At 42.7% G+C, this 13,959-nt stretch carries 11 protein-coding genes and 2 pseudogenes; 11 read left to right on the top strand and 2 right to left on the bottom strand.

What is annotated here, in order from left to right; all coding sequences use genetic code 11:
• The 11 genes from AC075J_RS10000 to AC075J_RS09950 all read left to right on the top strand — a co-directional run.
• Window positions 1-1,287, top strand: a 1,287-nt coding sequence (locus tag AC075J_RS10000) for a hybrid sensor histidine kinase/response regulator (protein WP_476390285.1), incomplete at its 5' end; no start/stop codon positions are given.
• Between the two features lie 170 nt (window positions 1,288-1,457).
• Window positions 1,458-2,291, top strand: a complete 834-nt coding sequence (locus AC075J_RS09995) for a hypothetical protein (protein ID WP_020993631.1) — start codon at window positions 1,458-1,460, stop codon at window positions 2,289-2,291.
• 67 nt (window positions 2,292-2,358) lie between these two features.
• The gene (locus tag AC075J_RS09990) at window positions 2,359-3,438 is read left to right on the top strand and encodes a DUF4428 domain-containing protein (RefSeq protein WP_055199798.1); all 1,080 of its coding nucleotides are present in this window, start codon (window positions 2,359-2,361) and stop codon (window positions 3,436-3,438) included.
• Window positions 3,439-3,655: 217 nt separating this feature from the next.
• Window positions 3,656-5,323 carry a histidine kinase N-terminal 7TM domain-containing protein gene (locus AC075J_RS09985; RefSeq protein ID WP_055199797.1) on the top strand — a complete coding sequence of 556 codons (1,668 nt, stop codon included), beginning with the start codon at window positions 3,656-3,658 and terminating at the stop codon, window positions 5,321-5,323.
• A complete protein-coding gene (locus tag AC075J_RS09980; protein WP_055199796.1) occupies window positions 5,278-6,663 on the top strand; it encodes an ATP-binding protein in 1,386 nt (461 codons plus the stop codon). Before AC075J_RS09985 ends, AC075J_RS09980 begins: the two co-directional genes overlap by 46 nt.
• A complete protein-coding gene (locus tag AC075J_RS09975; protein ID WP_055199795.1) occupies window positions 6,611-7,237 on the top strand; it encodes a response regulator transcription factor in 627 nt (208 codons plus the stop codon). Before AC075J_RS09980 ends, AC075J_RS09975 begins: the two co-directional genes overlap by 53 nt.
• Window positions 7,238-7,325: 88 nt before the next feature.
• Entirely contained in the window at window positions 7,326-8,225 is a 900-nt protein-coding gene (locus tag AC075J_RS09970; protein WP_055199794.1) for a hypothetical protein, read from the top strand.
• A gap of 58 nt (window positions 8,226-8,283) precedes the next feature.
• Entirely contained in the window at window positions 8,284-8,808 is a 525-nt protein-coding gene (locus AC075J_RS09965; protein WP_055199793.1) for a hypothetical protein, read from the top strand.
• Window positions 8,809-9,258: 450 nt separating this feature from the next.
• Window positions 9,259-11,223: an electron transport complex subunit RsxC gene (gene rsxC, locus AC075J_RS09960; RefSeq protein ID WP_081016958.1), complete on the top strand. Its 1,965-nt coding sequence runs from the start codon at window positions 9,259-9,261 to the stop codon at window positions 11,221-11,223.
• Window position 11,224: 1 nt separating this feature from the next.
• Complete coding sequence (locus tag AC075J_RS09955) at window positions 11,225-11,845, top strand: methylenetetrahydrofolate reductase C-terminal domain-containing protein (RefSeq protein ID WP_008706433.1); 621 nt, start codon at window positions 11,225-11,227, stop codon at window positions 11,843-11,845.
• A 25-nt stretch (window positions 11,846-11,870) separates the two neighbouring features.
• A complete protein-coding gene (locus tag AC075J_RS09950; RefSeq protein ID WP_476390284.1) occupies window positions 11,871-12,731 on the top strand; it encodes a methylenetetrahydrofolate reductase in 861 nt (286 codons plus the stop codon).
• A gap of 142 nt (window positions 12,732-12,873) precedes the next feature.
• Here AC075J_RS09950 and AC075J_RS09945 read toward each other — a convergent pair.
• Window positions 12,874-13,738 (bottom strand): annotated as a pseudogene (locus AC075J_RS09945) (carbohydrate ABC transporter permease).
• Window positions 13,739-13,752: 14 nt separating this feature from the next.
• Window positions 13,753-13,959 (bottom strand): annotated as a pseudogene (locus AC075J_RS09940) (carbohydrate ABC transporter permease); the annotation flags it as partial.

Here is a 13,959-nt window from a genome sequence, read left to right as displayed (position 1 = left end):
GAAGAAAAAGAACGTGAGATTGCGCAGGATAGGAATCTGAGAAATGCACTTGCGGCTGCAGAACATGCGAACAGGGCGAAGACTGTGTTTCTGAAGAAGACAACGTCTCATGATGTCCGCACGCCGATGAATGCGGTCATTGGATTTACTGCGCTTGCGACAACACATATTGACAATAAGGAGCTTGTTCTGGATTATCTGAAAAAAATCCATATATCCGGTCAGCATCTGCTCAGCCTAATCAATGATGTGCTGGATATGAGCAGAATCGAGAACGGTTCCGTACGGATTGAATATACAGTTGTACACCTGCCGGATATCTTGCATGACTTAAATACAATTATACAGGAATCTGTACATTCTAAACAGCAGGAGCTGTATATTGATACACAGGATGTACTCCATGAAGATATCATTACCGACAAGTTGCGCCTGACGCAGGTGCTTCTGAATATCAGCAGTAATGCTGTGAAATTTACACCGGTCGGGGGTACGGTTAACATTCGTGTTTCTGAGAAACCATGCAGAAGAGACGGATGTACAACAGTGGTATTCAGTGTGAAGGATAATGGAATTGGGATGTCGCCGGAGTTCAGGGAGCAGGTGTTTGACTCATTTACAAGAGAACATACCGTTACGGAGAATGGAATAGGAGGAACCGGTCTCGGAATGGCAATCACCAAAAACATTGTGGATATGCTGGGCGGTACGATTCAGGTTGAAAGCGAAGTAGGAAGGGGAACGGAGTTTACGGTTATGCTTGAATGTGAAATATCAGGGACGACTGTGAAGGAGGAACCTGATTCGGAGCAAAGAGAGCCCCTTAAGAATGAGAAGCAGAAAATCCGGGCAGAAATCCAGAGGCGTTATGAAGGGAAGAAAGTTCTTCTTGTAGAGGATAATGAGCTGAACCGGGAGATCGCAACAGCGATCATGGAGGAAATTGGTCTGGATGTGGATTGCGTTGAGGATGGTACAGATGCTGTGAATATCATGTCATCTGCAGAAGGCAGAAAATATGATCTGATCTTCATGGATATTCAGATGCCGAAGATGGATGGATACACCGCAACCCGGGAAATCCGTACATTGAATGATCCGAAATGCGCAAATATACCAATCATTGCGATGACTGCCAATGCTTTTGAAGAAGACCGTAAAAAGGCAATCAAAGCGGGTATGAACGCTCATATTGCCAAACCAATCAGCGCAGATATAATTCTGGAAAATCTGGAGAGAATGCGCCAAAACAGAAAGTATTTTAATGAACCTGCTGAGAAAAGTTAAAAACTTTTCAGCAGGTTTTAATTTATCCAAAAAATTACATGCATACTGTCAGAAGTGCTAGTGTAAATATCTGAGCGTTCACGTATAATGTAGATAAACAAAAAATCTTCTCACAAAATTAAGTAAAAAAGAGTCCGAGGAGTACATTAAAAAAGAAAGGAGATGTTTGTATGAGTAAAAAAATGAGGTTGTGGATGGCAGGAACAGTAGGAGTCTTAATGGCAGGCTTTATGAGTGTAAGTGTTTATGCCCTTGAAGAAAAGGATGTTATTGGAACCTGGTATGTAAATGAGCTTTCTATGGGCGAAGGTGCATCCTTTCATCCGGGGGCAATGGGAATGGAAGTGACCGTGGACATTAAAGAAGACGGTAAAATGGAAACAACAAGTTCTGTTTATGGGGAAGAGCCTGAAGTAGATGAATCAGAGTGGAAAATAGAAAATGATAAAATTTTGATGACTCATAATGATCAGACAGGAGAATGTGAGTACAAGGACGGTAAGATAACCTTAACAGCAGATGGAACGACAATGATCCTGAGTCAGGAAAAGGAAGAGTATGAGCCTTATGTGCCGGGCAAACCGGTAGAAAATCCAACCATGAAGGATTTTGAAGGAGAATGGAGCTGTACTCTGATGGAAGCATTTGGAATGCAGATGCCAGTTAATGCTGACTTTACAGGATTTGAAATGAGTATGTCTGTGGAAGACGGAAAGGCTGAAATTATCTTAATAGAGAGCGGAGAAGAGACAAAAGTAGAACTTCAGGGCGACGTGGAAGGAAACGCACTGGTATTAAAGGCTGTAACAGAGGATGAGGCAGGAACTATGTTTTTCAGTCTTGATAATATGAAGTTCAATTTACTGGATGATGGAAAACTGTGTTTGATAGCAGAAGACGATGCAGAGGAATCTGATGACGGCGAAGAAGCAGATGATTCTGAAACAGGTGAAGTTGATTTTTCCGTAAAGACATATTTTGAAAAAATAATTGTTACAGAATAAGGTAAAATACTGCCGCACCATTCCGGTGAGGCAGTATGGGTTTTCAGATAAAAAAGGAGGATAGGGTATGGGATTATTTGATAAGAAAATCTGTGACATCTGCGGAGAGAAAATTGGTTTATTGGGAAATCGAAAACTGGATGACGGAAATCTGTGTAAGGATTGTGCGAAAAAATTATCACCATGGTTTGAGGAGCGGCGGCACAGTACAGTAGAGGATATCAAACGCCAGCTGGAATATCGTGAAAAAAACAAAAAAGCGGTAATGGACTTTTGTATAACCCGTCAGATCAATACCAGAAATTACAATGTTTTTATTGATGATAATAAGGGGAATTTTACTGTTGCGCGGAAACTGGATGTCAATGAAAACCCGGACATAGTTCCTTTATCAGCCATTGTACAGTGCAGGGTTGATGTAGACCAACAGCAGCATGAGGAAACATATACAAAGGATGGAGAAACTGTAAGTTATCAGCCACCGGTATATAAATATGAATTTGATTATACCATGCGTATTAAAGTGAGAACTCAGTGGTTTGATGATATGGATTTTCGCTTGAATACTTTCTCTATAAGCAGTGATAACAGAAGGGAATTGATGGAAGTGGAGCAGACTGCTTATCAGATTATTGCGGCACTGACACCAAATGCAGCCGGGATGCAGTCCGGAATGTCAGGAATGAACATGACCGGAGGAATGCAGTCCGGAATGCCGGGAATGAACATGAATGGAGGAATGCAGTCTGGGATGCCGGGAATGAACATGAACGGAGGAATGCAGTCTGGGATGCCCGGGATGAATATGAATGCGGGAATGCAGCACGGGATGTCAGGAATGAACATGAATGCGGGAATGCAGCCTGGAATGACCGGGATGAACATGAACGGAGGGATGCAGTCTGGGATGCCCGGGATGAACATGAATGTGGGAATGCAGCACGGGATGCCCGGAATGAATATGAATGGAGGGATGCAGTCTGGGATGCCGGGAATGAACATGAACGGAGGAATGCAGCAGACGGGAATGTCAGAAACGAACATGACTGGAGGAATGCAACAGAATAACAGTTCGTGGAAATGTCAGTGCGGTGCAGAGAATACCGGAAAGTTTTGTGAATACTGTGGTCAGCCAAGACCGTTTTAAGCAATGGGAAACAGAGTGGACAGGATTGTTCACTCTGTTTGTGATAAAAACTCTGAAAATAGATGATTCTTCTGAAAACTATATGATAAAATAGTACTTTATAGTATAATTATTACAAAAATAGGTTGGGTGTGTTTGAAAAATCATTCCTGCAAATTGTGACGCACATCTTGCGTAAAGCATTTTTCAAACCCGCTCCGGTAAGAGAGGAACTTTCATGACATACAGTAAAAAGAGGACTCTGTCATATGGAGTGATTCTGATAAGTGTGTTGCTGGCTTATTTCTGCAGGCAGGTGAGAACGGAAAATGTTTTTATGAGAAATCTGGCAGATCAGTGTCGTAGCTGTATTTATCTGGGAATGTACTGTGCCTGGGTGATTTATCTGGGAAAGCATGTAGTACATAAAAAAACGCGCAGATGTCTGACTGCAATTGGCTGTCTGATGGTATTCTGGTTCTTTGTGCGGACAGTAAAATTTCATATTTTTCATGATCCTCTTGGAGAACATATCTGCTGGTATCTATATTATATTCCCATGCTCCTGATTCCGGTTCTGGGTTTGGCAGCAGCAATGTTTTTGGGCGAAAAGGAGGAAGAGAAAACGGTCAGAAAGGTTATAATTTTATTGACCGTGGCAGCGATATTGATCGTAAGTGTTTTTACAAATGATTTGCATCAGCTGGTATTTCGTTTTTCCAAACAGCCCCCATTTTCGGATGAAGATTACAGCTATGGCATTGTTTTTATGGTGATTCAGGGATGGATTTTGATCTGTCTGACAGGGATGGAAATTATTCTGATCAGAAAAAGCAGAATTCCGGGAAAGAAACAGTTCTGGCTGCCGGTGATTCCGGGAATATTGCTTCTGGGATGGAATATCGGAAATATACTCCGCCTGCCTTTCATCAAAATCATTGCAGGGGATATGACGGCAGTGTGCTGCCTTTTAATGGCAGCAATTTTTCAGGGTTGTATATTATGTGGATTGATACAGACCAATAATCGATATTTTGAATTATTCCAGACTTCCGGAGGACTGGATGCAGAGATTACGGATCATTCTTTTCAGCGCTATTATCATTCCGGTGACTTTCCTGAGTTGTCGCCTGAACTGCGTAAAATCATAATAGACAGATCATCCGTACAGGAACAGGGAATCCGGATCAACCATATTCCTATAAGGGGAGGACATTTGTTTTGGTCAGAGGATATTTCGGTACTGCTGGATCAGTATCAGGATATTCGGGAACAGCAGGAGGAACTGACTGCCAGAAACCGTCTGTTACAGAAAGCTTATCAGAAAGAGGCTGAGCGGAGAAAGACAGAAGAACAGAACCGTCTGTTAAATATGATACAGAATCAGACTGCCGGTCAGCTGGAATTGCTGTCACAGTTTATGGATGAGCTGGAACGGACAGAATCAAGGGAACAATATGATCGGATTCTCGGTAAAATTGTAGTTGTTGGTACGTATTTGAAGCGGAGAAAGAATCTGGTGCTGACACAATATGCATCAGATGGAAATCTGCTTACAATGGAAGATCTCAGACAAAGCCTGGCGGAATCCTGTGACAGCTTAAAATTATGCAGGATCCGGGCTGCTTACTACGTGGAAAATGTGGATGTGCAGATGAATGCAGATGATATACTAAAATGCTATGACACCTTTGAATGGCTTGTGGAACGATTGCTTGATATCATGCAGTCTGTTTTTTACCGTGTGTCGCAGATTGATGATGCGCTGCGGATTTCAGTTCATATTGTATCAGAGGTGGATCTGCGTGGAGTCATGTCAGAAAGACCGGAATTAAAAGTGCAGCAGGAAGATGAAAACGAATGGTTTATCAGTTGTATCGTCTTCAGAAAGATAGGTGGAAGATGATCGATTTTGTGGAATGCGGTATGGCAATGCAGGATTTTCTGATGATTCTTTTTGAAATCTGCCTGGTTTTGGAACTAATTCTCCTGTTGGTAAGAATCACCTGTTTTTCCGGAAAAAAGAAAATCGTAACGGCAGTGGCTGTCTTTGCTGTTTCTTTTATGTTTATGGGCGTTCTGATGAATGATCACAGATATTGTCTGGGAGAAAGTTTCTATCAGCCAATGCTTCAGGGGTATCCGTTCAGCGTTTTAATGACGGTGGTTATAGGATTATTGCTTTATCTTTGCTGGGCAATCCGGAGCGAGAGACGCAGATATCATCATTCTCTGTCTTACTGGTCTGTGAATGAGGCTGTGAATGACGTTCCCTGTGGAGTCTGTTTTTCGGATCCTCTTGGAAGGATTGTTTTGTGTAATACCAAGATGCAGGAACTGAGCAGAATCATGACTGGTTCTTATCTGCAGGATTATGAAGCATTAAGGAAAGCAATGAGTGGGGAACCTGAATCGGAAGGTCTTTGCAGATTGAGCAAAGACAGCAATGTGTTTTATTTTCCTGATGGTTCTGTCTGGATGTTTCAGGAATATGGTCTGCAGGAGCCGGATTGTGCAGGATATCTGCAGACAGTGGCAGTTAATGTATCAGAAATTTATTACAATGGTGAAAAGATCAGGGCAAACAATGAAAAGCTGGAAATCCTGAATCATAAGCTAGAGGAAATGTACGAAAAAATCGGAGATAAAATCAGAGAGCAGGAGACGCTTGTCATGAAAATGCAGGTTCATGACAATTTTGGACGAAGCCTTCTGTCAATACGCAGAATACTGGAAAGAAAAGAAGATCCGGATAAAATGGATAAACAATTGTCTGTATTGAAACATCTGGTTTATATTCTTACCGGTTCTGCTGTTGAGAGTATGGAAGAAGTATATGAGGATACGATCAGACATGCAGAAGAGCTTGGAATTTCAGTTCAGATCAGTGGGAACTTTCCCATGCATCCATCTTACAGGCTGCTGACAGACAGGGCAATCCGTGAATGTGTGACAAACTGTGCCAGACATGCCCATGGCAGTACTGTTTGGGTGAAGATAGACAAAAATGCAGATGAATATACTGTTCAGATTACCAATGATGGAGAGGTGCCTGACAAAAATGCGGAAGAAGGCGGTGGTTTATCTGCACTGAGAAAGGCAGCTGAATCAGGAAAATGCAGGATGCAGGTTTCTTTTTCCCCTGAGTTTTGTCTGATATTGAAAATGCCACTGACAGAAAGGATGGGATTCGATGGTACGGATACTGATAGTAGAAGATCAGAAGATCATGCAGAAGTATTTTGAATATATTATTATGCAGGAGCCGGAATTCCGACATATCCAGACGGTTTCAGATGCACGTGAAGCTGTAAAAATCTGTGATTATTCGGCAATTGATCTTGTGATTATGGATGTGCAGACGTTTCATAATCATGATGGGCTCAGTGCTGGAAAAGAAATCAGGGAAAAGTATCCATATACAAAGGTATTGATCGTTACTTCCCTGATCGATCCCAAGGTGCTGGAGAGGGCAAAAAGTGGATGCGCAGACAGTCTCTGGTATAAGGATCACGGGGAAGAGGAAATACGGAGTGTGATCCACAGAACCTTAAATGGTGAGCATGTATTTCCGGATATGACGCCGAAGGTGGAGCTTAACTGGATCACAAGCGGTGATATCAGTCCCAGACAGCTGGAGATGCTCCGCCTGTATATTCGTGGAATGTCATATTCAGAGATTGCGCGGGAAATGAAATGCTCTACCTCCGGGGTGAGATGGAATTTTCAGGAAATGATCGCCAGGGCAGGATACAGCTGTAAAGAAGATTTGATAGCGGCTGCACTGGAAAGTAAACTGATCGTAACTACATTAAAATAGAAATCTGATAAACTGCGAAGTTATTCTGTTATGAGCAGAAAGCGAAGCGGAGTGCAAATGTCTGTTTGACAAGAAGGGAGATGAGAGTATGAAAAAATATTCGGTTGCTGTATGTGTTTGTGCGGTACTGTTTTCTGTTGGTATTCATGGCGGAGGTATGAGAGAAGTATCTGCCAGAGCACCTGGGGCAGATGAGAATCTGGCAATTCTGCAGGACATTATCAGGGAAAATGAATGTCAGGCCGGAATGGCATTTCTGGGATATACCTATGAAGGTGCAGAGGCAGCAGAGATACTTGAATATACCAGACAGGGAGAAGTGGCAGCTGCGTATCCTTTTTTACAGGATGGAACAGTGGTTGATGCAGGGGGATATGAAATTTATGCCATTGTCCCGGGGGATGATTGCAGGGTCAGCGTTTATCCGGCTCAGCCTACGGAAGAAGGGGAATATCTGGATGATCTGAACGCCCCATATTATACAGGGAAGGAGAATGAAATCATTATCCTGCGCTGCAATGTGAGTGAGATTCATTCCAATGTGATGGTTTCTGTACAGAAGCAGAATATGAGTATACAATACCATCCTATGGTGTCGTTAAAGGATGGACATCTTGCAGCAGAAACCCACTGCTATGATTTCTCCATATATTATAATTGGGATGAGTATGATCCGGAATATAATCCCGTGTATGAGTCAGAGTACGACCAAGAGTGTAATCCGGAGCATGATTCAGCATTGAATATAAAGATTGCCAGAGAACAGCTTTCTGAGACAGATGAAGTCAGCTATTACCTTGGTCTTGGGATGTCTCTGTGGTATACAGGTACTGAGGAGTACATTGAAGGAAGAAATTGTCCGGTATTTGTTCTGGGAACGGATCATGAGGATCATTTTACAAAAGAACATTATTATGCAGTAGGAGACAATGTGGTTTATTATTATGATCCGTCAGGTGATGCATGGCTTCTGCTGGGGGCAGGCTGACAGAAGCTTCACCAATATATTATAGAATTTTGATTAATCAGAGAAAGAGGAAACAGACATGAATGATTTTTTGACAGAAAAAAATAAAAAAGCAGGGGTGTTGGGAAAACTGAAGTGGGTTCTTTGTGGCTTCTGCATACTTTTATCCCTGGGAGCCATTGGTGCATCGGAGAAGTATATTGGTGAAGGACGCTGGGGAATGGCAGCAACAGAGATTCTGCTCTGTCTGTTATTTTTATATCCGACTTTCAGGGAAGTTCAGAAAGCATTACGGAAGAAAAAAGCCAGGGAAATTGCCTGCTGGTTTGAATCTTATGCCCAGAATACGGTCTCATTTGAGAAACTTGAGCAGGAACTGGGAAAAGGCGCAGTAAAAAAACTGGAAAAATTTATTGCCAGGGGATATATCCGGAATATCCAGATAGACAGAGAAGGAAATTATATTATGATTACTGCACCAAACAGACGTGTAAATGAAAAGATTTATATTACAGTTACCTGTACCAGCTGCGGTGCAAAGAATCAGGTAATAAAAGGACGTCTGAGCAATTGTGAATATTGCGGACAGCGTCTTAACTCATGATACAAGTACTGTGAGAGAGGATTATCAGGAGTGTTCATAAAAAAGAGAATGAATTTTGGCTAAGTTACTGTGAATGGAGTGAACAGTAACACTATTCCATCGCCGAAGGCGATTTCTAAAGATTTGAGTTTGAGAGCGTAACTGTGTGAAGGTGCTGAATCGTCATAGTTGCTATAGAATGTGGTATATTGTATACAATTTACTGATTCCACATCCTTTACAGTACAAATATCTGCACTTCATAGAATTTTAGGATGAAATCATAGAAGAAATTTATAAAATTTGCTAATAAAACTGGATAAAATGTGCATTTTATGTTACATTTAATAAGGTATATGTATTGAACTTATTTATCTGGTTTTATTAGCCCTTTTTTGAGTGCAGAGATGGAGGGAACGGATAAGAACAGATATCATAAGGATAAAATTTTATCGTGAGGAAGGTGAGCAATTGGAAAACTATACTAAGTACAAACTGAAAAGCAGTGATGAACTTGCATCAGTGCTTGACGGTAAGGACAACCTGTTTGTGATTGCCTGCAACAAATGTTTCAAAGAATTTGAAACTGTTGACGAACCGGATTGTGACGAATTCCTGAAATTCGCTGCAGATCAGGGAAAGAATGTTACAGGCAGTGCAAAATTTGATTTCTTATGCAACAAGATGCACACAGAAAGAAAATTACAGGATCTGATTCCGGAAGGTACAGAGAATGTAGTAGTAATTTCCTGTGGCCTTGGTATTCAGACCGTTGCGGATCTGGCAGGTAAGCCGGTAGTTGCTGCAAGCAACACCCTTAACTACAGAGGTCATCATGGCATGGCACTTACCAAGAAGAGCTGTGACGCATGTGCGCAGTGTTATCTGAACATTACCGGAGGTGTCTGTCCGATCGTTGACTGTTCAAAGAGTCTTGTCAATGGACAGTGCGGTGGAGCAAAGAATGGAAAATGCGAAGTAGATCCGAATAAAGACTGTGCATGGGAGAAGATTTACCAGAGACTTGCAAAACAGGGACGTCTGGAAGAATTCTTAAACCAGCCTGTACAGGTTCGTGATTTCTCCAAAGTTAATTTCAAAGTGATCAACGACTATGTAAAGTCCATTAGAGAAGACAGACTGGACGGATATTACGGCGGTGTTCATCCGTCAGAACGCAAGGAATTCAGTGAGCATATCGCTCTGAAGAAATTCCCGGATCCGAAGACAGTTGTAATCTCCATGTCACAGCATCTGGGCGCACCGGCCAATCCGATCGTTCAGGTTGGTGACACTGTAAAAGTTGGTCAGAAGATCGGTGAAGCTGCCGGATTTATCAGTGCTCCGGTACATTCCAGCGTAAGCGGAACCGTAGTTGCTGTTGAACCGCGTATGCATGGCACACGCGGAAGCGAAGTGATGGCTGTTGTCATTGAATCGGATGGAAAAAATACTCTGCACGAATCCGTACAGCCACATGGTGAGCTTGACAATCTTACTCCGGATGAGATTATTGATATCATCCGTGAAGCCGGAATCGTTGGTATGGGCGGTGCAGGTTTCCCGACCTGTGTCAAACTTAAACCTGCCAAACCGGTAGATACCATCCTTCTCAATGGATGTGAATGTGAGCCTCTGTTAACAGCAGACCACAGAGTACTCCTTGAGTATGCAGATGACATTATTTTTGGTCTGAAAGCAGTCCTCAAGACAACAGGTGCCGAAAAAGGTATCATCGTTATCGAGGATAATAAGCCGGATGCCATTGAATTAATGCAGAAAAAAGTTGCTGACATCGGAAACATGGAAGTATTTGTTGCAAAAACCAAATACCCGCAGGGTGCTGAGAAAACTCTCATCAAGCGCGTTATGGGAAGAATTGTTCCAAGCGGCGGTCTTCCGGCAGATGTCGGCGTTGTTGTAGATAATATCAGTACAGTAAAAGCAATCTCCGATGCGATCCAGACAGGAATGCCTCTGGTTGAGCGTGTTGCTACAGTAACAGGCGAGAAGATCAAGAATCCTGGAAACTTCGTTATCAAGATCGGTACAAGCGTAAGAGAGCTGATCGATTACTGTGGCGGATTTACAGATGACGATGTTCTGGTTAAGATGGGCGGACCAATGATGGGATTCCCTCTGAACACACTGGATGTACCGATGATGAAAGGCTCCAATGGTATCATTGCCGTTGAACCGGATGAGACAAAAGAACAGCCGTGTATCAAGTGCGGACGCTGTGTAGATGTATGTCCGATGGAGCTTTCACCTCTGTATTTCGTGAAATATGCGAAAGATGAGAACTGGCAGGGCATGAAAGACATGAACGTTATGGATTGTGTTGAGTGCAGATGCTGTCAGTATATCTGTTCTTCCAAGATTCCGATCATTAACAGTATCAAAGCCGGAAAAAATGCAGTAAGGGGGATGAAGTAATATGTTGATTACCCAGTTAAAAGCAAAAGAAGCGATTACATCACTGACAGCCGGAAAGAAAGTTTTCATTATCAACTGTCATGGATGTAAGGAAGTTCGTTTTCCGGAAAAAGAAGCTGCCCGACTTCAGAAGGAACTTGCAGCTGAAGGAAATGTGACAGGAATCATGACAACTGATTACATCTGTAATCCGGAAAATATGGAATTACGTCTTAAGAAACATATGAGCAAGATCCAGGAAGCAGATCTGGTTCTGGTATTCTCCTGCGGTGTTGGTGTACAGACCGTTTCAGAATATCTGGAAGACAAGATGGTCTGTGCAGCCTGCGATACATACCCGGTACCAGGTTTCCAGGGCGTGACACCGTTAGAGTACAAATGTGACCAGTGCGGTGAATGCTACCTGAACCTGACAGGCGGAATCTGCCCGATCACAGCATGTTCAAAGAGCCTTGTGAATGGCCAGTGCGGCGGTTCCAAGAACGGTAAATGTGAAGTGGACAGCGAAATGGAATGTGGATGGGAACGTATCTACAGACGTCTGAAAGAGATCGGACGCCTTGACGCGCTGAAATGTCCGACACAGATTCATAACTTTGCAACAGACGATGAATTAAAATAGATTATAATGATTGGAGCAATGTACAATGAAAATGAAAGAATTATTCGACCGTGGTGAATTTGTAGTTTCTGCAGAAGTAGGACCGCCAAAAGGAATCCACGTAGATGAACTGGTAGAAGAAGCAAAAACATACCTTAAGGATGTTCATGCAGTTAACGTAACTGATAACCAGTCTTCTGTTATGCGTCTTGGATCTCTTGCAATGTGTAAAGTTCTCAAGGATGCAGGCATGAATCCGATCTTCCAGCTGGCATGCCGTGACAGAAACCGTATCGCTCTGGAGTCTGATCTTCTCAGCGCTGCAATGCTGGGTATTGACAACATCCTCTGCCTTACAGGTGACCATACAAAGATGGGTGACCACCCACAGGCAAAACCTGTATTCGACCTTGACTCCGTATCCCTTCTTCACACAGTGAAGCTTCTGGAATCCGGTGTGGATCTTGGCGGAAACGAACTGGTTGGTGAGCCGCCAAAATTCTCCAAGGGTGCTGTTGTATCTCCATGCAGCGATTCCGTTGACGCACAGCTTGCAAAAATGGAAAGAAAAGTAGCTGCAGGTGCAGAATACTTCCAGACACAGGCAGTATTTGAGCCGGAGAAATTCATCAAATTTATGGAAAAAGCAAAACAGTTCGGAAAACCTGTACAGGTTGGTATCATCATTCCGAAGTCCGCTGGAATGGCTAAATTCATGAACAACAACGTTGCCGGCATTCATGTTCCGGACGAAATGCTCGAGGAACTGAAAGCAGACAAAGAAAAGACAAAAGCAGGTATCACAGGTGTTGAGATCGCTGCACGTATTATCAAAGAGTGCAAGCCATACTGTCAGGGTGTACATATCATGGCACTTGGATGGGAATCCAAGATCCGGATCTGCTGAAACTGGCTGAGATCTAAGAAAATAAAACTCTGAGCTGTAAATAGTAACATCATTACAGAACAGTACTGCAAATAATTAAAAAAGCTGTCTGGATTCCGGATGTATTTGCATCCGGAACAGACAGCTTTTGTTGTATCAGCATCTAACCCTTAACCGCACCTGCGGAAACACCTTCTACAATGAATCTGGAAAGAAGAATGTAGACAATGATGACCGGGAAGATGGAAAAGGCGATCATTACATACACCTGTCCCATGTCAAACTTCAGGAAGTCTGCACTTCGAAGCTGTGCGATCAGTACAGGAAGTGTTTTCTTTTTATCTGAGTGAAGGACCAGCGCCGGAATGAAGTAATTATTCCAGCTCTGTACAAAGGTAAAAATTGCCTGCACAGCGATAGCCGGTTTCATAAGCGGGAATACGATTTTGTTAAAGGTATTAAATTCACCGGAACCGTCAATACGTGCTGCTTCCACAAGCTCCAGAGGAAGGTTGCTTTCCATATACTGTTTCATATAGAAGAAAGTAACAGGAGCAGCAATACTTGGAACGATCAGTGGGACAAAGGAGTCGTCCAGACCTATTTTTCCCAACAGCTGAAGGAATCCAAGAGCAGTTACCTGAGTTGGGATCATCATGACTGCAAGGATAAAATGTAAACATAAATTTTTTTGCTTTAAAATTGTATGCATGGATAGCGTAAGCAGTCATTGTTGAAAAATAGGTACATAAAACAGCGGAGCAGGTAGCGATGAAAATACTGTTGAACATACCATTCCATACAGGGAGTGTTCCTGCGAGAAGATTTTTCCAGTTCTCAATGAGATGTCCTCCGGGAATGGCTGTGAATCCCTTTTTCAGTGCGCCATTAGATCTGGTGGCATTGATAAACAGTACATAAAACCAGAACAGGCAGAAGAAGGAAATGATGATCAGTACGATATAGGCAAGAGTACGCTGACCTTTCATGCTCATTCCTTTTTTATTTTTGGAGTTTTTTTCATTCATTCTTCTCACCTCCATCAGTCTTTTATCTTGTTAAAGCGGAATACGATCAGGCTGAGCACTCCTGTGATAATGAACAGGAATACGGATAATGCACCACCCATTCCGTAGTTCTTGCTGAACAGATGCTTGTTCAGGAACATGATCAGTGTCATAGTGGAACGCATGGGGTCGCCGGTTCCGTTTGTCAGGATCTGAGGTACATCGAACATCTGCATGCCGCC

The sequence above is a fragment of the Blautia sp. ZXY-1-C6 genome (genome assembly GCF_056339875.1).
Note: the sequence above shows the minus strand (reverse complement) of the source record. Positions and strands in the feature narration are given on the sequence as shown.

Excerpts from the sequence above, each read along its gene's own strand:
- AC075J_RS09990 (WP_055199798.1), top strand. The coding sequence starts at position 2,359 with ATGGGATTATTTGATAAGAAAATCTGTGACATCTGCGGAGAGAAAATT.
- AC075J_RS09970 (WP_055199794.1), top strand. The coding sequence starts at position 7,326 with ATGAAAAAATATTCGGTTGCTGTATGTGTTTGTGCGGTACTGTTTTCT.
- AC075J_RS09955 (WP_008706433.1), top strand. The coding sequence starts at position 11,225 with ATGTTGATTACCCAGTTAAAAGCAAAAGAAGCGATTACATCACTGACA.
- AC075J_RS09950 (WP_476390284.1), top strand. The coding sequence starts at position 11,871 with ATGAAAATGAAAGAATTATTCGACCGTGGTGAATTTGTAGTTTCTGCA.
- AC075J_RS09965 (WP_055199793.1), top strand. The coding sequence starts at position 8,284 with ATGAATGATTTTTTGACAGAAAAAAATAAAAAAGCAGGGGTGTTGGGA.
- AC075J_RS09995 (WP_020993631.1), top strand. The coding sequence starts at position 1,458 with ATGAGTAAAAAAATGAGGTTGTGGATGGCAGGAACAGTAGGAGTCTTA.
- AC075J_RS09985 (WP_055199797.1), top strand. The coding sequence starts at position 3,656 with ATGACATACAGTAAAAAGAGGACTCTGTCATATGGAGTGATTCTGATA.
- AC075J_RS09980 (WP_055199796.1), top strand. The coding sequence starts at position 5,278 with ATGGTTTATCAGTTGTATCGTCTTCAGAAAGATAGGTGGAAGATGATC.
- AC075J_RS09975 (WP_055199795.1), top strand. The coding sequence starts at position 6,611 with ATGGTACGGATACTGATAGTAGAAGATCAGAAGATCATGCAGAAGTAT.